We start from the raw sequence: 22816 nt of genomic DNA on the forward strand, positions 1-22816 counted from the left end.
GTTCTGAACCGCATCCGGGCACATCGGGGCGTGGACTACGCCGCCCCCACCGGCACGCCGATCCGGGCGGCCGGGGATGGCCGGATTACCCTGCGCGGACGTCACGGCGGCTTGGGAAACACCGTGCAGATTCAGCACGGTGAGCGTTATTCCACCCTGTATGCACACATGTCGCGCTTTGCACGTGGCCATCAGGTAGGCAGCCGGGTCCGCCAGGGTGAGGTCATCGGCTACGTGGGCCAGACCGGTCTGGCGACCGGCCCGCACCTGCACTATGAATTCCTGGTGGACGGGGTCCACCGCAACCCGGTCACGGTCGACTTTCCAGCCGCCGACCCGGTACCCGAACGGTATCGAGACGACTTTCTGACCACCACGGCCACCCTGATCGCCCACCTGGATATCGCACGCCCGGGGGAACGTCTGGCCGAGCGCTCGGACTGAGCCACTGATGGCGAACCACCGCTTCATCGGCCTGATGAGCGGAACCAGCCTGGACGGGGTGGATGCCTGCCTGGTGGATTTTGGCAGCAACTCGGCGACGATGCTGGGCTGTCATCACCGGCCCTTCGACCCGGAGTTGCGCAGGCTCCTCGTGCGGCTGTGCCAGGATAGCCGGATCGCCCCGGAAACGCTGGCCGATGCCGAGCGCCAGCTCTGCGATCGCTACGCGGACGCCGTTCAGCAGCTGCTGTCTTCCCTGTCGCTTTCCGGCACCGACGTGGTCGCCATCGGTAATCACGGTCAGACCATACGCCACCTGCCAAATCAGCACTTCAGCTGGCAGATTGGTAACCCCGCCCGGCTCGCAGCGCTCTGCAATCTGCCCGTGGTGGCTGACTTTCGCAGCGGCGACATGGCTCGGGGCGGGCAGGGTGCGCCACTGGCCCCTGCCTTCCATGCCGCCTTCTTCGGGCACCCCGAGGAATGTCGCCTGGTGGTAAATCTGGGCGGTATCGCCAATGTTTCCCTGCTTCGCCCGAACCATGCCCCAGTCGGTTGGGACACCGGCCCGGCCAACACCCTGCTGGACGCCTGGTACCAAAGGCATCATGAAACCGCCAACTGGGATCCCGAAGGCCAGTGGGCGGCCAGCGGCGAGAGCCGGGCTGAATTACTGGAACGCTTGCTGGGCGACCCTTATTTTCAGCAGGCGCCTCCCAAGAGCACCGGGCCCGAACACTTCAATCTCGCCTGGCTGGCCCAGCACGCACCCGCCGCAATGAATGAGATGGGAGCCGCTGATGTTCAGGCAACGCTCGTCGAACTCAGCGTTCAACCGATAGCGGCCATTGCCCGAGCGAATCGTGTTGACCGGGTCATCGTCTGCGGCGGCGGAACCCACAACCGTACCCTGATGACACGGCTGCAGCATGACCTGGGGAATGTCCCGCTGGAGAGCAGCCAGGTCCACGGTCTCGACCCGGACCACGTGGAAAGCGCCGGCTTTGCCTGGCTGGCCCAGCAGCGCTGGTGTCAACAAGCGGTACCGCTGACAGCAGTCACGGGCGCCGACCGCGACGGCATCCTGGGCGGTCTCTGGCTGCCCTGACCTCGCCCTTCATCAGATTGTCACAGGCATGACCCAGGCTGATGCGCCCGCTTCCCAGGTTTGGGAGCTGCAGAACGATGGGCAATACCGCTTGCTGACACCTGGCCGAAACAAGCCACACACCGCACAGGCCTCCCTGCTTGAGGATCTGGCAGAACGCAGTTGAGTCCGCTTCGGGAACCTCTGACAAAAGGTTCTTCGCGGAGAACCTAAAAAGGTGCCTTAACTGCAAACCTCAAGGCGCAGGCCGGCAGCCTCTTCGAAATCAACCTCCTCCGCAAGGTCATCCGCCAGCAGGGGATGACGCTCCAGCCAACCTTCCGGCAGTGTCAGCGTCCAGGCCGTTGGCCGGTCGGCACTGAAGGCCAGGCTGGGTATCCCGTCCCGCGCCCGGTGCAGGACGATGGCCACCCGAAGCAGGCACGCGAGATGCAGACCGAAGGGGCGATGCCGGTGGGCCAGCTCATCAAGCACGCGGCGTGAAAGCTTCTTGCGCTGTAATCGGGCAAGCACGGAGAGCATTGACTGATCATCGCGGGAGAACCCCGCCATGTCGGCGTGGCCGAGTATATAGCCCCCATGACGGTGGTGCTGACTGTGGGACACGGCCATGCCGATTTCATGCAGGCAGGCGGCCCAGCGGAGAAACTCGCGGGTTTCCGGCCGCTGATCGAGACCCCAGGGTGCCGCAACGGCATCCCAGGCCTCCACGGCGGTTCTTGCAACGGCACGCCCATGGGCGCGATCCATGCGATAACGCCCCATCATGACCGTGACCGTGCGATCACGCACATCCCGATGACGTATTCGCCCGGCCATGTCCTCCAGTAACCCCTCCCTCAGAGCCCCTGGCGCGATCTCCATGCATTCGATATCGAGTGCTTCGAAAACCGCACTAAGGATGGCAGTACCACCCGGAAGAATGGGGACCCGATCCGGCCGCAGCTCGGGGTAATCGTCCGCCTCCGGGCGTCCCCTCGCCACCAGGTCGTCACACAGGGCGGCAAGACTGTCGGGGGTGATGCCGGACTCGCTCCAGCCGCGGGCTTCGGCAATGGCGGCGATCGAGCGGATGGTTCCCGATGCACCGAGGGCCCGGCCCCAGCCGACCCGCCGATAGGCCGGCGCGACGCCACTGATTTCCCCCCGCGCGATCCTGAGCGCGCGCTTCATGGCAGATCGGCTCACCTCCCCGCCGTCGAAGCAACGCTCGGTCAAAGAAACCGAGCCCATGCCGAGTGATTCCAGCAGCTTTGGCCGGGCACCCTGACCAAGAATGACTTCCGTACTGCCCCCACCGATGTCCAGCACCAGACGGGCCTCCTCGCCCTCACTCACATCCGGTGTCGCCCCGGCGTAAATCAGCCGGGCTTCCTCGTAGCCGGAAATGATCTCGATGGGATGGCCGAGCGCGGCCTCAGCGGCCTCAAGGAAATCCCGGCTGTCACCGGCACGGCGCAGGGCGTCGGTACCGACGGCACGAACCTGAGCGGAATCCATGCCCTTGAGGCGGTCACCGAAGCGGGACAGGCAGGACAGGGCGCGGGTGCGCGCTTCCGGCGCAAGATCACCATCATCGCTCAGGCCGCTGCGCAGTCGCACGGTTTCCTTGATGCGATCAATGACGTGCAGATCCCGGCCGTGCAAGCGCGCGACGATGAGATGAAAGCTGTTCGAGCCCAGATCGATGGCCGCGAGCAGGCGTTCACCGCGCGCCAACGGCCACCACTCCCTGACCTGCTCCACCAGTGGCCCCATGCTCTCCCCTCCGAATCAAGCCCGGCATAAAGCAAAAGGGGGCGCCATTGGCACCCCCCGAGTCAAATCAAATTTTTCGCCTGCGCCACCGCTTCATACCGCAAATGAAGAACCGCAGCCACAGGTGGTACTGGCATTGGGGTTGCGGATCACGAACTGAGCCCCTTCCAGGCCCTCGCTGTAGTCGATCTCGGCACCCATCAGATATTGAACACTCATGGGGTCAACCAGCAGCGTGACGCCGCCCTTGTGGATCTCCGTATCACCGTCGACCACTTCTTCGTCGAAGGTGAAACCGTACTGGAAACCGGAACAGCCACCGCCGGTGACAAAGACCCGCAGCTTGAGCTGATCGTTGCTCTCTTCCTTGATCAGCTCGCTGACCTTGCGGGCCGCCGCATCGGTGAAAATCAGCGCATCCGCTTCGGCGGATGTATCACCCGGTATGTATGCTTCTGTGCTGCTCATGAAATCTCTGCCTCCTTCCAGCGGTGCGGGCACGCCCTCATGCCAACGCTGCCGGTCGATTCAGGGAGTTTCAGCTCCCGGAAACCTTGCCTTCACGGTGCTGGGCACCAGGGTCAAAACGACCCTGCTGGCCACCGGGCTGTCGATTGGCCTGGCTGTCGGGCCGGGCAGCTCCGGGCTTGTCGCCAGCCGATTCGCTCCGCCCCTTTTCCAGCAGCAGCGGTCGTTCGGCGGGCTTGTGCACCATCTTGCCGTTGACGCTGGCTCCGACGGCCATCTCGACCAGGTTGTAATAGACATCTCCATTGACCTTGGCATGGGCTTCCAGTTCCAGGCGCTCCCTGGAATAAACATCGCCGGTGACCGTACCGTCCAGAACAATATGGGGCACCTTGACGTCACCTTCAATCACGCCATGCTGGCTGACGCTGATCACACAATGGTCACCGTCGGCCCTCACATTGCCGCGCACGGTGCCGTCCACATGCATGCCGCCCTGAAACGTCACATCACCGGTAATCTCGGTGTTGCGACCCACCAGGGTCTCGATTTTCGCGCTCTTGGCCTTGCTCTTGTTTCCGCTGCCAAACATGCTCGGCACCGCCTCCAATCGTGTCAGATAATCCCAATTCGCAGTTTATCAGGCTCGCTCAGGCTCAGCCTACCATGCCAGACCGCTGATCCGGACTTCACTGGCCGTTCGGCCATTCTCTACGCTCCTCAATGGCACTGCGGTTGCGCCCGGACGGCTGAACGCTGAGCTCCACCTCCTGCGGCTCGAAGCCCTCGGGAAGCTGAATCTCGCCATCGAAACCCTGAAAATACCGGAAGGAAAAATGCAGAGCATCCCGATCGGACAGGGTGGCCAGATCCAGTGAATGGGGCTCACCGTCGAGGCGACCCTGCACGGTGATTCGGGCCTGTCCGTCTACCCGCCGGTCATGGGTGAGCGCCTGGATCAGCATCAGACTGTACTGGTAATGCCCAGGATCCCCGGTAGGGGTGATACTGAATTCCTGAACCTGCAGTCCACGCTGCCCGTCTTCCGGACTGACAATGCCCCGGTAGAAGGCCAGTTCTTCGCGCAGTTGCTGAATATCGTCCTGCAGGCCCACCACATCCCGGCGCAGGTTCTCCCGGGCCGCCTGGCTGACTTCCTGCGCCCGCTCCAGGACAGCCACCTGCTCACGCAAGCGCTGTTCGGTTCTGGCAGCCTCGGCCAGATCACTTTCCATGCGCTCACGTTCCACCCGGGCTTCGCCACGAAAATAGCCGCCATCCGCCAGACCACGGTGATAGGCATAGGTGACCGCGGCAATGGCAAGCGCCAGCAGGATCAGGATGGTGATGCGATAGCGCCAGGGCCGATAGGCCTTGACCACCAGACTGTGGGTCGTACTCATTGGACGGACAGCTCCGGGGGTTGCGTCGTCGGTTCAGCTGCCGAAGGGCGGCTCTGGTATCTTACGGCCAAGCGCAAACATCCGGAAGCCCGGGCCCGGAAAACGCCCGGATTCAAGGACAGGGAAACGATGCTGACACTCAAGGCCTTCCACGTCATATTCATGGTCACCTGGTTCGCCGGCCTTTTCTATCTGCCGCGGCTGTTCATCTACCATCTGGCCACCGAAGACCCCGGCGGCCGGAAACGCTTTGAGACCATGGAGTGGCGACTCTGGGTCATCATGAGTATTGGCGCCGCCCTGACGGTACTCAGCGGCCTGCTGCTGGTCGCCTTCTGGTGGTGGCCCATGCCGGCCTGGCTGCAGGCCAAGCTGCTGCTGGTAGCCGGCCTGCTGGTCTTTCACTTTCACTGCTTGATCATCATGCGCCAGTTCCGTGAAGGGCGCATGCCCCATTCGGATCGCTTCCTGCGCCTGTTCAATGAAGCCCCGGCGATTGGCCTGATCGGCATCGTCCTGCTGGCCATGCTCAAGCCCTTCTGAGCAAGCGGCGCGGCTCACTCCACCTGGCTTTGCACGTAGTTCTCCAGGCCCATGCGATCGATCAGGCCAAGCTGGGTTTCGATAAAGTCCACATGTTCTTCCTCGTCACGAAGGATGGCGGCAAACAGATCCCGGGAGGCGTAGTCCCCAATGGACTCGGCATAGGCCACGGCGGCTTTCAGGTCGCCATGACCCGCCAGCTCGAGCTTGAGGTCGCATTCAAGGATTTCGCGCACATCCTCGCCGATCAGCAGCTTGCCCAGATCCTGGAGATTCGGCAGCCCCTCAAGGAAGAGGATTCGCTCGATCAGCTCATCGGCGTGCTTCATTTCATCGATGGATTCCTCGTACTCCTTCTTGCCGAGGCGCTCCAGACCCCAGTCCTTGAGCATGCGGGCATGCAGAAAATACTGGTTGATGGCCGTCAACTCATTCTTGAGGATGGTGTTGAGGTGCTCGATGATCTTGGCGTCGCCATTCATCTGGCCGTCTCCTTCGGGCAATTATCGCATTGCATGGGCAGGCACCCGCAGGCGGGTACCGGAGACTGGTCAGTCTAGACCAGAGGGCGGGGCGGTTGGAAGGTGCGCAGTCAGGCGGCAACGCCGGCCAGCATCTCGTCATGCCCGAGGGCGTGCAGGCGCTCGGCCAGATGGTGGCGGACAGCCATTTCGCAGCTGCCACAGGCCGTGGCCACCGCCAGCTCGTCCATCAGGGCATCAAAGGTGCGCGCCCCATTGTCGATGGCGCGAACGATGGCCTTGTCGCTGACGGCGTTGCAGATGCAGACATACATGGCGGCGGCTCCGGGATCACTGGGCGATGCTCAGGATCCATACTAATTGCAAATGAGAATGATTGTCAATTGCAGTCAGAGAAAAAATCGAGGGCCGGGCCACCGGCCCGCCCCCGAGGTCCTCAGAAATCGAACTTCACACCGGCCCAGACGGTGCGCGGCATGCCAGGACGCACGCCAGCCGGACGGCGGGCAGCGACATAGGTCTCATCGCTCAGGTTCTCGATACTCCCGAACAGGCGCACCCCGTCGGCGATTCGGCGCTCGCCTGACACGTCGAACAGCCAGCGGGCGTCGATTCGATCCGTTTCGGCGATGGGGCCGGAGCCCGCAGTCGCCCGGGTTTCGGAAACATAATTGGCGCCGGCGCGAATCAGCCAGTCACCGGCGATGGCCGCGAGACTGATGTTCAGCTGATCGGAAGGAATCTGCGGCAGCTCGTCACCCCGGGTCACCTCACCCCACTCGTCGAAACCGCTGCCGAAGGATTCCTTGAATTCGGCGCTGGTGCGGGTATAGGCGACTTCCAGCGGAAGGTTGAGGCCGGTGGCCATCAGGCGGGAAAGATCGTAGCGGCCCAGCACTTCCAGGCCGAGCACATCCACCTTGCCGCCGTTGAACTGATCCCCCACCTCGCAGTCGGCGCCACTGGCTGCGGTGCAGGTACCGACCATGTTGTCATAGGCGGTAAGAAAGCCAATCACTTCCAGGCTGAGACCGTTGTTCTGGTAACGGATGCCGGTCTCATAGTTGATGGAGCGCTCTTCGTCCACGTCCGGATCGGCGCCCGCCGGCGAGAAGCCCCGGTGAATGCCAAGGAAGCTGCTGAGGGCGTCACTGTGGCGGTACACCGCGCCCAGACCGGGCGTCACCACGCTGTAGCTGCCGGTGCGCACGCGATTGATCACGTCCCGGGTGGCATCTTCACCCTGCTGATAATCCGTGCGCTCGATCTCGATGTCTTCGAAGCGCACACCCGGGATGACGGTCCAGTTCCCGCGGCGCATGCGGTTCTGCACATGCAGGGCCAGGGCCGTGGCCTCGGTGACACGGTTCGTGGTGCTGCCCGGGATGCCGGATTCGGCACCGGCCTCACTGCCGGGGCTGACCAGGCGCATCATGCGATTGGACATGCTATAGGTGTCCTGCCACTGCAGGCGGTCTTCGTTGTCCTGATGATAGCGGACGCCGACTTCGAGCTGGTTGTTCCAGTTTCCGGCCTCGAAGATGGTATCAAAGACCGACTGCACACCACGGGAGTAGTAGGTGCGGTTATTGGCCCGGACATTGCCGCGTGCATCACCGCCCTCACCGTGGATCCAGGCCATTTCGCCAACGTGGTTATCCGGGTCATCCAGGATGGTGCTGATGCCGACGTAGCTGGGCGTACCCTGCCCGTCCCAGACCTCGTGGAGCTTGTACCAGTTGCGGGCGGAGTCGGCGTTGTACAGCGTGGTGGTCAGATTGCTGCGCGCACCCAGTTCGATGCTGTGACGCAGGGAGACCCGATCCTGTTCGGTATTGATTTCGTCCAGCGCGGAACCGGCATAACGGCGAAAGGGCGTTGCTGAATAATCGGCCTGGGTCAGACCGAGGTAGGTATCGTGAATGGTGCGATCCTGGGTGGCGAACATGAGCTCGATCTCCTGGAATCGCTCGCCTCCGTTGGGGCGCCACTGCAGCTTGCCCATCAGATCCCGCTGCGCAAATCCGATGTCGGGATCCGGCATGCGGTTGTCCCGGCGCTGGGCCACGTCCAGCACCTTGAAGCCTTCACTGCCTGAATCCCAGGCTTCCAGCAGCCAACCGAGATTGCCGGAGCGGCCGCCGACGGTGGCGTGATGCCGGTAGCCTCCACGACTGCCGTACATCAGGCTGGCGCTGGCCTCGCTGGCCTCGGGCACCGGCGCGGTAATCATGTTGAGGGCACCGGAGGTGGTGTAGGGGCCATACTGGATGGCGCTGGAGCCCTTGCGCACTTCCACCTGGCGCATGCGCGCCATATTGGGTGAAACATAGGCGGCCGGCGCACTGTAGGCCGCCGGAGCGGCGAGGACACCGTCCTCCATCACGGTGATCCGGCCGGAGCGCTCAAGGCGCGAACCGCGGATGGAGACGTGCGGGAACAGACCGAAACCTTCTTCCTCGTGGATGTAGACGCCGGGAACGGAACGCAGGATGCGATGGGGGTCACTGTAGCCGCTTCGTTCCAGCTCTTCCTCGCCGATGACATGAGCCGACCCGGGGATTTCACGAATGGCATCGCGGCTGCCGGTGATGCTGATCCGCTCGAATACGCGCGGGTCGAGCTGGATGTCGGCATCAAGGTCATTCTCGGCCTGGACAGGAGCGGACAGCAACAGGCCCGCGGCCAGGAGCAGTGCAAGGGGTCGTTCAGCTTGGTACTTCACGATTCTCTCCAGCAGTCTTGAGGGGTTGTCGAATCACCCGGTTTCCGCCGAAACCGGACTTCCGCGGCCGTCAGTGACCCCTCCGGACGGGGTTGCCTATGCCGAGCGATCGCTAATATAAATGATAACGATTCTCATTTTCAATAATATACTGGATGTTTCCGGCATTTTCCGCGACAGGCAATCTCTATCGTGCCTGCCGAGCCTGTCTGGTTAGGGCCGTAACGGCTCGTCGTCTCAGGCCGCCGGCTCGGTGGGGCACCAGGCGCCCTCGCTCCCGTTGCGGGGAAAGGCAACGATATGCTCGGTATCCAGCCGGATGCCGATCTGCTCGCCAATTCGGTGGTTGTGGTGGCTGGGCACCAGGGCCAGCACCCGGACTCCGCTGTCGAGGCGCAGGGTGTAGAGGATTTCGGCACCCCGGAAGACCTTGTATCGCACCTCGGCGGTCATATCGCTGTCATCGTCATGAATGACATCGTCGGGGCGCAGCAACACGTCCACGTCCGTACCCGGGCTGACCTCGGAGATCAGACGCCCCTCCAGGCGGCCCAGCTCGATTTCGACCTTGCCGGGAGCCGTCACCCGCCCGGGTATGAGCACGCCCTGACCGACGAAATCGGCAACGAAACGATTGGCCGGACGATGATAGAGATTGTAGGGGCGATCCCACTGCTGCAGACGCCCTTCGTGCATGACGCCGACCTCGTCGGCCACGGCAAAGGCTTCCTGCTGGTCGTGGGTGACCATGAGCGCGGTGGCGCCGAACTCCTTCAGCACGGCACGCACCTCGATGCCGAGACGCTCACGCAGCTCCACGTCCAGATTGGAAAAGGGTTCATCCATCAGGATCAGGCGTGGACGCGAAACCAGGGCACGCGCCAGGGCAACCCGTTGCTGCTGCCCGCCGGAGAGCTCATGGGGCTGGGCCCGGCCGGCATCCGCCAGACCCACGGCCGCCAGCATCTCTTCGGCACGGGCTCGACGCTCGCGCCGGCGACCCTCGCGCAGCCCGAAGGCGACGTTGTCGCGGGCGTCCAGATGGGGGAACAGGGCGTAATCCTGGAAAACGATCCGGATATCTCGGTGTTCCGGCGGCAAGGTGAAAGCGCGATGGCTGACCACCCGGTTGTCCAGCCGCACTTCACCCGCATCCACCGATTCGAATCCGGCAATGACGCGCAGCACCGTGGTCTTGCCACAGCCGCTCGGCCCCAGCAGACAGGCGATCTGTCCGTGAGTAAGGTGCATGGTCAGGCCTTTCAGCACCGGCTGCCGGTGGTAGGCCAGATGAATGTTCTGAAGTTCAAGCAGCATGGGCGTCCTCCTCGACCACGTCCCGGTGCATGGCCAGCCGTCTGCCCTCTTCCAGGCGCCGGGTGAGCAGAATGACCGGCACCAGGCCGACCAGCACCAGGGTCACTGCCGGCAGGGCGGCCCGCTCCCAGTGCCCCTCCACCGTCAGCTCATAGATACGCACCGCCAGGGTGTCCCAGCCAAAGGGACGCATCATCAGCGTGATGGGCATTTCCTTCATCACGTCCACAAAGACCAGAATGGCGCCGGTAATGAGGCCGCCACGCACCAGCGGCAGATGCACCTTGCGAATGAGCCCAAGCGGCCCCAGCCCCATGCCGCGAGCCGCGTCATCCAGGTTGCTGGACACCCGCATCAGGCTGGCATTGACCGGACTGTGGGCCACGGCGAGAAAACGACCCACATAGGCCACGATCAGCCCCAGCAGGCTGCCCTGGAGCAGAATGATGAAGCGATCCTCACCGAACAGCCAGTCGCTGCCCTCCTGCAACAGGCCGCTGAACCAGATCAGGGGCAAGGCCAGGCCCACGGCCAGCACCGGCCCTGGTACGGCGTAGCCGACGGTGGCGACGCGCGCCCCGAGCTGGGCGGCCAGGCCCGGGGCCCGCCGGACGGCAAAGGCCAGCATCAGGCCGATGGCAATTGATACCGCGGCGGCCATGACCGACAGCCCCAGGGAACGCCCGGCCAGACCCAGGTAGCGGCCATCCAGGTAAGCCAGGTTATCGAAGGCCCACCAGAGAAGCTGCCCGCCCGGCAGAAGAAAGGCACACAGCAACACCAGGAAACAGAAACCGCTGGCCAGCCAAGCGCGGAAACCCTTCAGGCCAAAACGGGGGCCGGCAGCCGCCCCGGTCTGGGTGTAGCGGGTTCTCTGGCGCGACAACTGCTCGAACACCAGAATCAGCAACACCACAATGACCAGGATCGAGGACAACTGCATGGCTGCCTCGATGGACTGAAGGTCATACCAGGCCTTGTAGATGGCGGTGGTAAAGGTCTCGTAATTGAAGGCCGCCACTGTGCCAAAGTCGGCCAGGGTTTCCATCATCGCCAGCAGCACGCCAGCGGCGATCCAGGGGCGAGCCAGCGGCAGGGCCACGCGGAAGAAGCCCTGCCACGGCCCCAGACCCAGGGAACGGGCCACTTCCAGGGCGCGCCCACCCTGGGTGGCGAAGGCATTGCGTACGATCAGATAGACATAGGGATAGAGCACCAGCACCAGCGCGAGAATGACACCACCGCGTGATCGGATGGCCGGCAGACCGGCTTCGGCCCCCCACTGCTCACGCATCAGGGTCTGCAGGGGGCCGGCGAATTCCAGCGACCCGATCAGAACAAAGGCCATGACATAGGCGGGGACGGCCATGGGCAACAACAGGGCCCAGGCAAACAGGCGGCGTCCAGGAAATTCACAGGTTGCCACCAGCCAGGCCAGCGCGGTGCCAAGCAGCGCCGTGCCCACGGCGACGCCCAGCACCAGCCACAGGGTGTTGACGATGACTTCGGGCAGCACATGGGCGCGAAGATGCGCCCAGATTTCCGTTTCCGCCGTCAGCAGGCTGGCGCTGACCACCAGAAGCGGCAACAGCACCGGCAGGGCCAGCAGCCAGGCGAGGACACTGCCACTCAGCCCGCGCCTGGGATGCCAACCGTTGCGAAACGAAAACCGGAACATGAATCTAGCGGTAACCCGCTCGATCCATCAGCATCACGGCTTCCCGCTGGCGCTCGCCGCTCTGCCGCACATTGATATCGTTCTGCTTGAACTCGCCCCACAGGGCCACCTGCGGATCCGGCGGAACGGTCGGGTTGGCCGGATACTCCAGATTGAGCGCACCGAACAGGGACTGGGCCTCTTCGCCACTCAGCCATTCCAGCAGCTTGCGGGCCCCTTCCGGGTTGCGGGCATGGCGGGTCACGCCGGCCCCGGAAACATTGACGTGAACGCCGCTGCCGTCCTGGTCGGCCCAGTGCAGGCGGATGGGGAGGTCCGGGTTGGCGGCTTCCAGGCGCCCGAAATAGTAGCTGTTGACGATGCCCACATCACACTGCCCGGCCATGATGACCTCCATCACCCGGGTATCGTTTGAAAAGGGATCGGCGGCGAGATTGTCGACCCAGCCACGGACGATCTCCTCGGTGCGATCGGCCCCGTATTGCTCAATCAGAATGGCGACCAGGGACTGATTGTAGACCTTGCGGGAGGTGCGCAGGCAGAGACGGCCCGCCCAGCGCTCATCGGCCAGCTGTGCATAGCTGCCCAGCTCACCCGGTTCAACCCGCTCGGGGTGATAGACCATGGTACGCACACGCAGGCTGAGACCAAACCACTGACCGTCGGGATCCCGCAGGTGCGGCGGAATGCGGTCACGCAGCTCATCCGAATCCAGCGACTGCAGCAGGCCGCGATCGGCCGCCTGCCAGAGATTGCCCGCGTCCACGGTAAGAAAGAGGTCGGCACGGGTACGACGGCCTTCCCCGGCGAGACGCTGCATCAGCTGGCCGGCGTCACCGGTGATGTAGCGGATGCGAACGCCGGTCTTCTCCTGGTAACGGTCGAACAGGGGCTTGATCAGGTGCTCCTGCCGGGCGGAGTAGACCACCAGCTCCTCCGAATCGGCCTCGACCGGCGGGGGAAACAAGACCAGACAGAGCAGCAGCAACAGCCCGCCCTGCAACAGATGCCGAGAAGCCATGGGCAAACCTCCGGAATTGGGGTTGGTAATGGGAATGCACATGATAATGAGAATTGTTCTTAATTGATACCCGAACAATTCCGCCGATAAGCGCTCGCTATCGACCAACGCTATCGGCGGGAGGTCCGGGCAGGGACAGGGGGCGGACGCACACCGGGGGGCGGGGCCGGCGCCTCACCCTCGGGAAAAGCCAGCGGAGCCAGCTCCTGAAGGGCGCGCTCGTACACCCGGCGCTTGAAGAACACCACACCATCCAGGGGCTGCCACCAGTCCACCCAGCGCCAGTTGTCGAACTCCGGGTGCCGGCTCAGCTGCAGATCCACACTGGCTTCGTCGGCCACCAGACGCAACAGGTACCAGATCTGCTTCTGGCCAATACAGACCGGCGTCTGGTGCCGGCGCACGAAGCGCTTTGGCAGACGGTACCGCAACCAGCCACGGGTTCGCCCCAGCTCTTCCACGTGTTGCGGCCCGAGACCGACCTCTTCTTCCAGCTCGCGGTAGAGCGCATCCCGCGGCTTCTCACCCTGCTGGATTCCCCCCTGGGGAAACTGCCATCCTGTATGGTTGATCCTGCGCGCCCAGAAAACCCGACCCACGTCATTACACAGGATAATGCCGACGTTGGGCCGGAATCCGTCGCGATCTATCACGGTCAGACTCCGTAATCGATGGGAACCCCGATGGGTTCCTTATGTCCCTGATTCTTGCACGGGCAGCGGCGTGGAGCAATGGCGGGTGCGGGCGATGGCTCGTCGTCGTGATCGTAATCGTAGTCGTAATCGGCTTTTTCGAGGGTTACGAGCTACGGTTGAAAGGCCGATTACGATTACGATTACGATTACGATTTCAGGATTAGAACATGCGACTGGCTTTGTTTGATCTGGACAATACCCTGCTGGACGGGGATAGCGATTATCTCTGGGGCGAGTACCTGGTGGAACTGGGTGTGGTGGACGGCGAGCATTATCGCCGGGAGAACCAGCGTTACTACGAGGCCTACAAGGCCGGAGAGCTGGACATCATGGACTTTCTCGCCTTTGCCCTGGAACCACTGGCCGCCCATCCGCGTCGGCAGCTGGAGCAGTGGCGTGCGGACTTCCTGGAACGCAAGATCATGGATCGGATTCCGACGGCATCGCTTCATCTCATCGACCGGCATCGTGCCGCCGGTGAGCTGCCCCTGATCATCACGGCCACCAACCGCTTTGTCACCGAACCCATTGCCCAGCTTTTCGGGGTCGATCACCTGCTGGCCACGGAGCCGGAAATGCGCAATGGCGAATTCACGGGCCGGGTGGCGGGAACCCCCTGCTTTCAGGACGGCAAGCTGCAGCGACTGAGGGAATGGCTGGATGGACAGACCGCCAGCCTGACGGAGGCGGTCTTCTATTCCGACTCACGCAACGATCTGCCGCTGCTAGAGGCCGTGGGCAGGGCCGTGGCCGTCAATCCCGACCCGGCTTTGGCCGAGATCGCTCGCGACAGGGGTTGGCCGGTGATGCGCCTGTCCGTCTCAAGGGAGGGTTGAGCCAGGGCGAAGCCGGCTCACTCCCCGCCGGCGGCGACCGGCACCTCCGGGATGTCGATCACACCACTCATGTAGAGCGTGGCGTGGCCGGCAATGTGGACCCGATCTCCCACCAGGCGACAGGCCAGCTCGCCGCCGCGTGCGGAGACCTGACGGGCGCGCAGACGGGTGACTTCCAGGCGCTTGGCCCAGTAGGGCACCAGCGTGCAGTGAGCCGAGCCGGTTACCGGATCTTCCGGCACACCCACCCGCGGCCCGAAGAAGCGCGAGATGAAGTCATAGTTGCCATCGCCGGGGGCGGTCACAATGACGCCGCGCGCCTCGATCCCGGCCAGGCGGGTCATGTCCGGGTTCATGCCCGTGACGCTGGCCGGGTTGCGGTAGACCGCCAGTACGTCACTGGCCGTCATGACCACTTCCGGTTCCTCCCCGAGGGCATCGGTGAGCGCATCACGGAGCTCGGCTGCCCCGGGCACCGGCGGGCGGGCCGGAAAATCCAGTACCAGGCGCTCCTCCTCGTCCACATTCACACGCAGCTGACCGGAGGCCGACTCCAGGCGGACGGTGCCCACACCCTGGCTCAGGCGATGGCGAATGACCCAGACGGCGGCCAGGGTGGCATGCCCACACAGATCCACTTCAGTGCTCGGCGTGAACCAGCGAATTTCCCAGTGATCACCTTCACCCACGATGAAGGCTGTTTCCGACAGATTGTTCTCGGCGGCGATGGCCTGCATCAGGCCCGCGTCAATCCAGTGCGGCAGGGGCACGACAGCCGCCGGATTCCCGGCAAAGACACGATCGGCGAAGGCGTCCACCTGGAAGATGGGCAATTGCATCATTAATGACATCCGTATGAATGGTTCAGGGTATGGATAACGGGATCGTGGCTGAATTCAGCGTGACCAGGCAAGCTGGCGCAGCACGGCACTATGAAGCCGGCCGTTGCTGGCCAGTATATCGCGAGTCTCAAGATCCAGCGGACGCCCATCCAGCTGACTGACCCGGCCACCGGCCTCGGCGACGATCACCGCCAGCGCTGCCACGTCAAGAATGTTCACGTCCGACTCCACGACGATATCCACTGCACCGCGGGCCAGCAAGTGATAGTGACAGAAATCACCATAACCACGCATGCGCTCGACCCGGGTCAGAAGATCACCGTATCGGCCCCAGGCGTCGCCGTCCTTCGCCAGACTGCCGAGATTTCCGGCCGACAGGGTGGCCTCACGCAGGCCGCCCACGTCACTGACACGGATCGGCTCATCATTGAGCCAGGCGCCACCCCCCTCACAGGCCCAGGCCATCTCCCCAAAAAGGGGGGCAGCGGATACACCAGCCACCAGCCGGCCACGATGCATCAGGGCAATCTGCGTGGAGAAGAAGGGCGTGCCGCGAATGAAGCTTCGTGTTCCGTCGAGGGGATCCACCAGCCAGAGGAACTCGGCATCCCGGCTATCCCGGCCGCTTTCCTCGCTCCAGACCCCATGCTCCGGCCAGTCGCTCTTCAGCGTTTGCAGAATCACCGCCTCGGCGGCAAGGTCCACTTCGGTGACGGGGGTCTGGTCTTCCTTGAAGCGCACATCCCGGGCACCCCCGGAGAAGGCCTCATGGAGGACTCTGCCCGCCGCCTCCGCCGCCCGGCGCGCACTGTCCAGACAAGCCTGATAATCACTCAAGGAACATGCTCCTCAGCCCCGGCGGATGGATACCTCAATATACCGGAGGCCGCCGGATTGTGCAGGCAAGAACCCGTGGCGTGCTTGACACTACCGCACCGCCAGACGACCATTTGCCGGCCTTCTCCACAGCGAACGCGGGACGACAGCATGGGCAAGCGACTGAGCAAGATCTATACACGCACCGGCGACAAGGGGACCACCGGCCTGGGCGACGGCAGCCGGGTGGACAAGGACGATGCCCGTGTCAGCGCTTACGGCACCACGGACGAGCTCAATGCGGTGGTGGGCATGGTCCTGGCGGAAGACCTGCCGGAGGACATCCGCCACTGCCTGATGCGCGTCCAGCATGATCTCTTCGATCTGGGCGGCGAGCTCTGCATGCCGGGCTGGACAGTGATCTCCGCCGATTACACCGAACGCCTCGAGCAATCCCTGGATGGATTCAATGCCGGGCTGCCCGCGCTGGAGGACTTCATTCTCCCCAGTGGCGGACGCGCCACGGCGGCCTGCCATCTGGCCCGCACGGTCTGCCGTCGAGCCGAGCGCGTGGTGTGGACCCTGAGCAAACAGGAAGCCATCAATCCGGAAGTGGCCCGCTACCTCAACCGCCTCTCGGATCTGCTGTTCGTGCTGGCCCGCGTGATCGTGCGCCACGAACAGGGCGAAGAAGTGATCTGGAAAAAGGGATACAGCCAGGCGGGGGGTGATTCCAATAAATCGTAATCGTATTCGTAATCGGCTTTTACCAGGTCACAAGCAGGGAAAAACGACCTACGAGCAACACCTTAAGAGCCGGTACGGCGGGGCTGTTGTCTTTTCGCTCGTCGCTCATGGCTGCTTTTGAAAAAGCCGATTACGATTACGACTACGACTACGACTGTTGAGCCATCTGATCACTGGGGCTCTAGGTCAATCCCGCCAACGTCAACATCGCCAGCACGGCCAGCCACAGCACCAGACTGCGCATCAACAGACCACGGGCGCTGCGCACCACCGCCAACCCGGACTCGGTCGTGCCGGCGGAAATGCGCAGGGCACCGCAGCCGGCACAGGAGAGCACGCCTTCGCTGGTTTCGAAGAAGGGTTCGGTGCATTCCTCGTAATAGGCCTTCCAGTCGGCCATGGCTTCCTCGAAACTGCCGGTCAGGGCGTAGCTGATGGCCAGCAGACGAGCCGGCAGCCAGGCGAGAATTCCTTCGAACATCACGGCATGCTGGGCCAGACCGGTGCGGGCTTCCTCACCCGGCACGGTGATGCCTCGACGCAGAAGATCGGCGCTGCGATAGAGCACGGCCCCGGCCGGCCCGAGAAGGACGAACCAGAAAATGACCGCGAACAGGCGATCATTGGCGCGCACCAGTGCCGCTTCGGTCACCGCGCGGTGGCTGTCGTCCTCGGGCGAAAGCCCCTGCTCCGATTCCATGATCTCTGCGGCCAGTCGACTGGCATCACCACCCTCGTCGGCGGAGGGGTCATGGGCATCCAGATAACGCTTGAGCTGGCCAAGAATCTCGCCGGGCCCGAGGCAATAGAGCAGCACAAACACACTCAGCGCGAAGGCGAGCACCACGGAGAACTGGGCCAGCAGCCAGACGGCCAGCCAGATCATCACCGTCGGCAGGAGGCAGACGGCGGCGACACCCAGCGGGCCATTGCCGCCGGGTACTGAAGCGAGGGGCTGCAGAAGCTGGTCGCGGAAGGCACTGAACCATTGCATGCGCCGGAAATGTTCCAGGTCGGCCGCGTGCAGGGCACGCTCCAGCGCCAAGGCCGCGATGATGGCAAGGAATGTCATCGAACCGTCCCCCTTAGTACTCAGCTTTGATGTCAGTGAAGGATACTGCCTGACCGCGCTACGCTCCAGCCCCCGACCCGCTCGCCGACCAGTTCCGCATGGCCTGGCGCAGGCGGAACCACTGGAAATGGGGCCCCGGATCACTCTTGCGGCCGGGCGCAATATGGCAATGGCCCACCACCCTTTCCGCGCTGATATCAGGATAGTGGCGACTGATGGCCGCCGCCACCGGCCCGAGGCGGCGATACTGGGCGTCGGTGTAGGGCAGCTCGTCCGTGCCTTCAAGCTCAATGCCGATGGCAATGTCATTGCAGGCACGGCGTCCCTGATGGTGGCTGACACCCGCATGCCAGGCTCGGCGCTGAAAGGGGACATACTGAACCAGCTCACCGTCGCGCCGGATCAGCAGATGGCTGGAAACCCGCAGGCCCGCGATTTGCCGGAAAAAGGGGTGTTCCCCGGATGGCAGCTGATTGCGAAACAGTGCGTCAACCCAGGGCCCACCGAATTGCCCCGGTGGCAGGCTGATGCCATGAATGACCAGCAGGGAGGGTGCGCAGTCCGCCGGTCTCGCATCGTGATTGGGCGAAGGGCACTGGCGCGCGCCCTCCATCAGGCCGTCGTGGATGTCAGGCAGAGTGTTCACGGCACCGGGATTCCTGCGCTAAGGTGGCATTGCATCATGCCGCCCACTATATCAGGCAGGAGTCCGAAACCATGCGCCCGACCCTCAAGGACATGCTCAGTGAGCTGATTGCCTCCCCCTCCATGAGCGCCGTCACCCCGGAATTCGACACCGGCAACCGGGAGGTCTCGGAGAAGCTGGCGGAGTGGCTGGAGGCACTCGATTTTTCGGTTCGCCTGCAGGCCGTGGAAGGCGAGGACAAATTCAATGTCATTGCCACCCTCGGCAAGGGCAGTGGCGGACTGGTGCTGGCGGGGCACACCGACACCGTGCCCTACGATGAGAACCGCTGGAACACCGACCCCTTCAAGCTGGTGGAGAAGGACAACCGCTATTACGGCCTTGGCACCTGCGACATGAAGGCCTTCCTGGGCCTGGCCATCGAGGCCGCCAGCCGCTACCGGGGCGAGGATCTGGCCGAACCCATCATCATTCTGGGCACGGCGGACGAGGAATCCAGCATGGCCGGCGGCAAGGCACTGGTAGCCGAACACAGTCTGCGCGCGCGCTGCGCCATCATCGGCGAACCCACGCGGCTGACGCCCGTGCACCTTCACAAGGGCATTTACATGGAAGGGGTACGGCTGCGGGGTCGATCCGGCCATTCCAGTGACCCTTCGCTCGGCAACAACGCCCTTGAAGGCCTGCACAAGGTCATCGGCGAGCTGATGGGCTTTCGGGAAGAAATGGCGCGGCAGTACCACAACCCTGCCTTTCATGTGCCCTTCCCCACGCTCAATCTGGGCCATGTCCATGGCGGCGACAACCCGAACCGGATCTGTCCGGAGGCGGAGATCCATTACGACCTGCGCACCCTGCCGGAACAGGACATGGCTGAAACCCGCGCAGGCCTGCAGCAGCGAATCCGCCAGGTCGTGAGTGATACCGGCCTGGAACTGGAGTTCCTGGATCTTTTCGACGGTGTCGGCGGGCTGAACACGCCCATGGAGTCGGACATCGTCAAGGCCGTCACCGAACTCACCGGGCGCGAACCCGAGGCCGTCGCCTTTTCCACCGAAGGGCCGTTCCTGCAGGAACTGGGCATCGACACGGTGATCATCGGCCCCGGTGACATCGCCCAGGCCCACCAGCCGGATGAGTTTCTGGCCACGGAGACGCTGCAGCCGACGCTGGATCTGATTGATGGCCTGATTCAGCGCTTTTGTGTGAAGAAAGGCTGAGCTGGGACGAGTGAATGGTGAATCGTAAGACGTGAATCGGAGGGGGGCGGTAGACGGTGCGGGGGCGCTCATCGTGTGACGGCTTCGAAGGTGAGGTGTGAGGCACGAGGAGAAAACCCGAAGCCTTCGGCTTCCGCGCTTTGCGCGATTCAGGCCGGCCGACGGCCGGCCGTTGGGCGCCATCAGGCGCCCCGCCTTTCACCTCACTCCTAACGCCTCACACCTCACCTTCGAAGCCGCAGTATCAAAAGCGCCCCGCCACCCTCTACCGCTCCCCTTCGATTCACGATTCACGCGTCACGACGAAGCGATGGCGCCCTTGCGATAGGCAAAGCGGTAAACCACAATACCCCGCTTCCGGTTGACTGCAGACAGAAAGGCCCCACCATGACCGATAATGCCTCCCTGGTCGCCCGCGACCTCGCCGCGCTTTGGCACCCCTGCACCCAGATGAAGGACCACGAATGGCTGCCCCTGGTACCCGTGAAACGGGGCGAAGGGGTGTGGCTGGAGGATTTTGACGGCAATCGCTACATCGACGCGGTCAGTTCCTGGTGGGTGAATCTCTTCGGTCATGCCAATCCCCGCATCAACGCCGCGCTGCGTGATCAGATGGACAAGCTGGAACACGTGATTCTGGCCGGTTTCAGCCACGAGCCGGCGGTCGCGCTGGCCGAGAAACTGATCGAAGTCACACCGCCGAAGCTGGAACGCTGCTTCTATGCCGACAACGGCTCCTCGGCGGTGGAAGTGGCCGTGAAGATGAGCTTCCATTACTGGCGCAATGTGGGCCGGGGGGAAAAGAAACGCTTCATCACCCTGGCCAACAGCTACCACGGTGAGACCCTGGGCGCCCTGGCGGTGGGTAATGTGGCGCTCTACAAGGAAACCTACGGGCCGCTCTTGATGGAGACAATCACCGCTCCCTCACCGGACTGTTTCGAGCGGGAAGACGGAGAAAGCTGGGAAGCCTTCTCCCGACGCCAGTTCGAACCCATGCGGGACCTGCTCCAGCGCCATCATGAAGAAGTGAGCGCGGTCATCGTGGAACCACTGGTGCAGTGCGCCGGGGGTATGCGCATGTATCACCCGGTGTACCTGAAACTCCTGCGCGAGGCCTGTGATCAATTCGATGTGCACCTGATCGCCGATGAAATCGCCGTGGGGTTCGGGCGCACCGGCACCCTGTTCGCCTGTGAACAGGCCGACATCAGCCCGGATTTCATGTGCCTGTCCAAGGGCCTGACGGCGGGTTATCTCCCCCTGTCCGCCGTCATGACCACGGACAGGGTCTATCAGGCTTTCTATGATGATTATGAGAACCTGACCGCCTTCCTCCATTCCCACAGCTACACCGGCAACCCCCTGGCCTGCCGCGTGGCCCTGGAAACCCTGCAAATCTTCGAGGACGATGACGTCATCGCCCGCAATCGGGTGCTGGCTAATCATGCAGCCCGCGCCTTTGCCCCCCTGGCGGATCACCCCCACATCCGAGAGGTACGCCAGCACGGCATGATTCTCGCTGCGGAGATGATGCAGGATCCGGCGACAAGAAAGCCCTTCCCCTGGAAGGAGCGGCGCGGCCTGACGGTCTATCGTCACGGCCTTGAGAATGACGTTCTGCTGCGGCCACTGGGCCATGTGGTCTATTTCATGCCACCCTATGTGATCAACGAAGAACAGATTGATCATGTGGCGCAGATCGCCCTGGAAGGCGTGGATCTGGCGACGAAACAGGAATAATGAGGCATGCGAATTCCAAGGGTTCTGCTGCACCCACTGACACTTGAGCCAGGGGCCATCGTCTCCCTCCCGGGAGATGCCCGGCACCATCTTGGCAAGGTTCTGCGGCTGCAACCCGGTCATCCTTTGCACCTGCTCGACGGTGTCGGTGGAGAATTCGAGGGCGAACTGCTGGCCGATGGCGAGGTTAGGATCGGGTCGGCGACCGGACGCCAGGCCGAATCACCGCTTTCGGTCTGCCTGATTCAGGGCATCAGCCGGGGGCAACGCATGGACTACACCCTGCAGAAGGCGGTGGAGCTGGGGGTGAGTGCCATCCGGCCAGTGTTCTGCGAGCGAAGCGTGGTCAAACTGGACGACAAGCGCCTCGCCAGACGCATGGATCACTGGCAGGGTGTCATCCGTTCGGCCTGTGAACAATCAGGCCGAACCTGTCTGCCACGGCTGGAAGCCGCCTGCGGGCTGGCGGAATTGCCGCCGGTCAGCTACCGCGAGGGCTTCTATCTGGATCCGCAGGGGGATGGCAAGCTGATTGATGGCGGCTTCGCGGCCCACGCCAGTCTGGTGGTGGGACCAGAGGGCGGCCTGAGTGACGGAGAGCTGGCGACGCTGCGATATCTCGGCTTTCGGGGTGTCACGCTCGGCCCACGCATCCTGCGGACCGAAACCGCTGGCGTGGCCGCACTGGCAGTCATGCAGGCCATTCAGGGGGACTTTCGCTGATCGGCCGGAGGACGTTCAGCCCTCCTGGTCCACCATGGCGGTTTCCCGCTCGGGCAGGTATTCGCGCAGGCGCTCCTCGAGACTCTCGAGGTCGGGTACGATGGGGCGCTCGTTGGCCATGCGGATCTGGGTGATGACCGGGGCGTGCTCGGGAAGATCCGGCTTGCCACCACCACTGAGCACCCCTTCGGTGACGCGCACCAGATAGGGGTAGCCCTGGGTCATGACCGCGATCACTGGCGGATTCAACCAGCCCTTGAGGGCGTGAAAATAGGTGATGCGCGTCCGGCTGCTGCTCTCAGGAATGCCACGCCCGCAGGCGGCCTCGAAACACACCAGGGGCACCGACTGCTTCTCCCAGCGCACCATGCCCATGAACCATTCCGGTGCGTTGTCCGGGCGGCCATGGGGCAGGCTGTAACCCATGACTTCGCGCACCGCACTACGCGGGACGATCAGCTTGCCACCACTGATGGGAACCAGCAGGCTGTAGACGTCTTCGATTCGCTCTGTCATCGCTTCTCAGCTC

General features: G+C 63.3%; 24 protein-coding genes (1 of these 24 cut by a window edge). 8 read left to right on the top strand and 16 right to left on the bottom strand.

Annotated features, from left to right (window positions below):
* Together RBH19_RS11890 and RBH19_RS11895 are read left to right on the top strand one after the other, a co-directional pair.
* Positions 1 to 444 carry the end of a peptidoglycan DD-metalloendopeptidase family protein gene (locus tag RBH19_RS11890; protein WP_306729151.1) on the top strand. It extends 813 nt beyond the left edge of the window, so the window shows 444 of its 1257 coding nt (coding positions 814–1257); its start codon lies off the left edge, out of view; its stop codon occupies positions 442 to 444.
* A gap of 7 nt (positions 445 to 451) precedes the next feature.
* Positions 452 to 1552, top strand: coding sequence for an anhydro-N-acetylmuramic acid kinase (locus RBH19_RS11895; protein ID WP_306729069.1), 1101 nt, complete (start codon positions 452 to 454; stop codon positions 1550 to 1552).
* Between the two features lie 222 nt (positions 1553 to 1774).
* Here the strand turns inward: RBH19_RS11895 and RBH19_RS11900 are convergent, their stop codons facing one another.
* The 4 genes from RBH19_RS11900 to RBH19_RS11915 all read right to left on the bottom strand — a co-directional run bounded on the left by RBH19_RS11900 (position 1775) and on the right by RBH19_RS11915 (position 5181).
* Complete coding sequence (locus RBH19_RS11900; RefSeq protein ID WP_306729070.1) at positions 1775 to 3310, bottom strand: Ppx/GppA phosphatase family protein; 1536 nt, start codon at positions 3308 to 3310, stop codon at positions 1775 to 1777.
* A 93-nt stretch (positions 3311 to 3403) separates the two neighbouring features.
* A complete protein-coding gene (gene erpA, locus RBH19_RS11905) occupies positions 3404 to 3778 on the bottom strand; it encodes an iron-sulfur cluster insertion protein ErpA (RefSeq protein WP_306729071.1) in 375 nt (124 codons plus the stop codon).
* A gap of 70 nt (positions 3779 to 3848) precedes the next feature.
* Entirely contained in the window at positions 3849 to 4370 is a 522-nt protein-coding gene (locus RBH19_RS11910) for a bactofilin family protein (protein ID WP_306729072.1), read from the bottom strand.
* Positions 4371 to 4467: 97 nt separating this feature from the next.
* Complete coding sequence (locus tag RBH19_RS11915) at positions 4468 to 5181, bottom strand: DUF6776 family protein (RefSeq protein WP_306729073.1); 714 nt, start codon at positions 5179 to 5181, stop codon at positions 4468 to 4470.
* A 129-nt stretch (positions 5182 to 5310) separates the two neighbouring features.
* Between RBH19_RS11915 and RBH19_RS11920 the strand changes: the two genes are divergently transcribed.
* Positions 5311 to 5724: a CopD family protein gene (locus tag RBH19_RS11920; RefSeq protein WP_306729074.1), complete on the top strand. Its 414-nt coding sequence runs from the start codon at positions 5311 to 5313 to the stop codon at positions 5722 to 5724.
* A 14-nt stretch (positions 5725 to 5738) separates the two neighbouring features.
* Here RBH19_RS11920 and bfr read toward each other — a convergent pair whose 3' ends face one another.
* From bfr to RBH19_RS11955, 7 genes are all read right to left on the bottom strand, one after another.
* Positions 5739 to 6206: a bacterioferritin gene (gene bfr / locus RBH19_RS11925; protein ID WP_306729075.1), complete on the bottom strand. Its 468-nt coding sequence runs from the start codon at positions 6204 to 6206 to the stop codon at positions 5739 to 5741.
* A gap of 110 nt (positions 6207 to 6316) precedes the next feature.
* Entirely contained in the window at positions 6317 to 6520 is a 204-nt protein-coding gene (locus RBH19_RS11930) for a (2Fe-2S)-binding protein (RefSeq protein ID WP_306729076.1), read from the bottom strand.
* A gap of 122 nt (positions 6521 to 6642) precedes the next feature.
* Positions 6643 to 8931: a TonB-dependent receptor family protein gene (locus tag RBH19_RS11935; protein ID WP_306729077.1), complete on the bottom strand. Its 2289-nt coding sequence runs from the start codon at positions 8929 to 8931 to the stop codon at positions 6643 to 6645.
* A gap of 237 nt (positions 8932 to 9168) precedes the next feature.
* Positions 9169 to 10248 (bottom strand): ABC transporter ATP-binding protein, encoded by a 1080-nt coding sequence (locus RBH19_RS11940; RefSeq protein WP_306729078.1) that lies wholly within the window; start codon positions 10246 to 10248, stop codon positions 9169 to 9171.
* Positions 10238 to 11926, bottom strand: coding sequence for an ABC transporter permease (locus tag RBH19_RS11945; protein ID WP_306729079.1), 1689 nt, complete (start codon positions 11924 to 11926; stop codon positions 10238 to 10240). Before RBH19_RS11945 ends, RBH19_RS11940 begins: the two co-directional genes overlap by 11 nt.
* A gap of 4 nt (positions 11927 to 11930) precedes the next feature.
* Positions 11931 to 12947 (bottom strand): extracellular solute-binding protein, encoded by a 1017-nt coding sequence (locus RBH19_RS11950; RefSeq protein ID WP_306729080.1) that lies wholly within the window; start codon positions 12945 to 12947, stop codon positions 11931 to 11933.
* A gap of 110 nt (positions 12948 to 13057) precedes the next feature.
* A complete protein-coding gene (locus RBH19_RS11955) occupies positions 13058 to 13600 on the bottom strand; it encodes an RNA pyrophosphohydrolase (protein WP_306729081.1) in 543 nt (180 codons plus the stop codon).
* 209 nt (positions 13601 to 13809) lie between these two features.
* Here RBH19_RS11955 and RBH19_RS11960 point away from each other — a divergent pair, with 209 nt between their 5' ends.
* Positions 13810 to 14478, top strand: a complete 669-nt coding sequence (locus RBH19_RS11960) for a histidinol-phosphatase (RefSeq protein WP_306729082.1) — start codon at positions 13810 to 13812, stop codon at positions 14476 to 14478.
* Positions 14479 to 14495: 17 nt separating this feature from the next.
* Here RBH19_RS11960 and RBH19_RS11965 read toward each other — a convergent pair whose 3' ends face one another.
* Both RBH19_RS11965 and RBH19_RS11970 read right to left on the bottom strand, forming a co-directional pair.
* Positions 14496 to 15320: a PhzF family protein gene (locus tag RBH19_RS11965; protein WP_306729083.1), complete on the bottom strand. Its 825-nt coding sequence runs from the start codon at positions 15318 to 15320 to the stop codon at positions 14496 to 14498.
* A 54-nt stretch (positions 15321 to 15374) separates the two neighbouring features.
* Positions 15375 to 16136 carry an inositol monophosphatase family protein gene (locus RBH19_RS11970; RefSeq protein WP_306729152.1) on the bottom strand — a complete coding sequence of 254 codons (762 nt, stop codon included), beginning with the start codon at positions 16134 to 16136 and terminating at the stop codon, positions 15375 to 15377.
* 171 nt (positions 16137 to 16307) lie between these two features.
* On the opposite strand from RBH19_RS11970, the gene RBH19_RS11975 reads away from it, so the two are divergent.
* Complete coding sequence (locus RBH19_RS11975; RefSeq protein WP_306729084.1) at positions 16308 to 16883, top strand: cob(I)yrinic acid a,c-diamide adenosyltransferase; 576 nt, start codon at positions 16308 to 16310, stop codon at positions 16881 to 16883.
* A 181-nt stretch (positions 16884 to 17064) separates the two neighbouring features.
* Here RBH19_RS11975 and ampE read toward each other — a convergent pair whose 3' ends face one another.
* The gene (gene ampE, locus RBH19_RS11980; protein WP_306729085.1) at positions 17065 to 17955 is read right to left on the bottom strand and encodes a regulatory signaling modulator protein AmpE; all 891 of its coding nucleotides are present in this window, start codon (positions 17953 to 17955) and stop codon (positions 17065 to 17067) included.
* Between the two features lie 58 nt (positions 17956 to 18013).
* Complete coding sequence (gene ampD / locus RBH19_RS11985) at positions 18014 to 18601, bottom strand: 1,6-anhydro-N-acetylmuramyl-L-alanine amidase AmpD (RefSeq protein WP_306729086.1); 588 nt, start codon at positions 18599 to 18601, stop codon at positions 18014 to 18016.
* Between the two features lie 71 nt (positions 18602 to 18672).
* Between ampD and argE the strand changes: the two genes are divergently transcribed.
* From argE to RBH19_RS12000, 3 genes are all read left to right on the top strand, one after another.
* Positions 18673 to 19821, top strand: a complete 1149-nt coding sequence (gene argE, locus RBH19_RS11990; RefSeq protein ID WP_306729087.1) for an acetylornithine deacetylase — start codon at positions 18673 to 18675, stop codon at positions 19819 to 19821.
* Between the two features lie 387 nt (positions 19822 to 20208).
* Positions 20209 to 21564, top strand: coding sequence for an adenosylmethionine--8-amino-7-oxononanoate transaminase (locus tag RBH19_RS11995; RefSeq protein WP_306729088.1), 1356 nt, complete (start codon positions 20209 to 20211; stop codon positions 21562 to 21564).
* Between the two features lie 6 nt (positions 21565 to 21570).
* A complete protein-coding gene (locus tag RBH19_RS12000) occupies positions 21571 to 22287 on the top strand; it encodes a 16S rRNA (uracil(1498)-N(3))-methyltransferase (protein WP_306729089.1) in 717 nt (238 codons plus the stop codon).
* 15 nt (positions 22288 to 22302) lie between these two features.
* On the opposite strand, the gene RBH19_RS12005 is transcribed toward RBH19_RS12000, so the two are convergent.
* Complete coding sequence (locus RBH19_RS12005; RefSeq protein WP_306729090.1) at positions 22303 to 22803, bottom strand: chemotaxis protein CheW; 501 nt, start codon at positions 22801 to 22803, stop codon at positions 22303 to 22305.
* Between the last annotated feature and the right edge of the window lie 13 nt (positions 22804 to 22816).

It is taken from the genome of Natronospira bacteriovora (assembly GCF_030848495.1).
Lineage (GTDB): Bacteria > Pseudomonadota > Gammaproteobacteria > Natronospirales > Natronospiraceae > Natronospira > Natronospira bacteriovora.

Coding starts and splice junctions, on each gene's coding strand:
- RBH19_RS11945 (WP_306729079.1), bottom strand. CDS start 11,926: ATGTTCCGGTTTTCGTTTCGCAACGGTTGGCATCCCAGGCGCGGGCTG.
- RBH19_RS11895 (WP_306729069.1), top strand. CDS start 452: ATGGCGAACCACCGCTTCATCGGCCTGATGAGCGGAACCAGCCTGGAC.
- argE (WP_306729087.1), top strand. CDS start 18,673: ATGCGCCCGACCCTCAAGGACATGCTCAGTGAGCTGATTGCCTCCCCC.
- RBH19_RS12005 (WP_306729090.1), bottom strand. CDS start 22,803: ATGACAGAGCGAATCGAAGACGTCTACAGCCTGCTGGTTCCCATCAGT.
- RBH19_RS11900 (WP_306729070.1), bottom strand. CDS start 3,310: ATGGGGCCACTGGTGGAGCAGGTCAGGGAGTGGTGGCCGTTGGCGCGC.
- RBH19_RS11910 (WP_306729072.1), bottom strand. CDS start 4,370: ATGTTTGGCAGCGGAAACAAGAGCAAGGCCAAGAGCGCGAAAATCGAG.
- bfr (WP_306729075.1), bottom strand. CDS start 6,206: ATGAATGGCGACGCCAAGATCATCGAGCACCTCAACACCATCCTCAAG.
- RBH19_RS11995 (WP_306729088.1), top strand. CDS start 20,209: ATGACCGATAATGCCTCCCTGGTCGCCCGCGACCTCGCCGCGCTTTGG.
- RBH19_RS11930 (WP_306729076.1), bottom strand. CDS start 6,520: ATGTATGTCTGCATCTGCAACGCCGTCAGCGACAAGGCCATCGTTCGC.
- ampE (WP_306729085.1), bottom strand. CDS start 17,955: ATGACATTCCTTGCCATCATCGCGGCCTTGGCGCTGGAGCGTGCCCTG.
- RBH19_RS11950 (WP_306729080.1), bottom strand. CDS start 12,947: ATGGCTTCTCGGCATCTGTTGCAGGGCGGGCTGTTGCTGCTGCTCTGT.
- RBH19_RS11965 (WP_306729083.1), bottom strand. CDS start 15,320: ATGATGCAATTGCCCATCTTCCAGGTGGACGCCTTCGCCGATCGTGTC.
- RBH19_RS11975 (WP_306729084.1), top strand. CDS start 16,308: ATGGGCAAGCGACTGAGCAAGATCTATACACGCACCGGCGACAAGGGG.
- RBH19_RS11960 (WP_306729082.1), top strand. CDS start 13,810: ATGCGACTGGCTTTGTTTGATCTGGACAATACCCTGCTGGACGGGGAT.
- RBH19_RS11940 (WP_306729078.1), bottom strand. CDS start 10,248: ATGCTGCTTGAACTTCAGAACATTCATCTGGCCTACCACCGGCAGCCG.
- RBH19_RS12000 (WP_306729089.1), top strand. CDS start 21,571: ATGCGAATTCCAAGGGTTCTGCTGCACCCACTGACACTTGAGCCAGGG.
- RBH19_RS11915 (WP_306729073.1), bottom strand. CDS start 5,181: ATGAGTACGACCCACAGTCTGGTGGTCAAGGCCTATCGGCCCTGGCGC.
- erpA (WP_306729071.1), bottom strand. CDS start 3,778: ATGAGCAGCACAGAAGCATACATACCGGGTGATACATCCGCCGAAGCG.
- RBH19_RS11920 (WP_306729074.1), top strand. CDS start 5,311: ATGCTGACACTCAAGGCCTTCCACGTCATATTCATGGTCACCTGGTTC.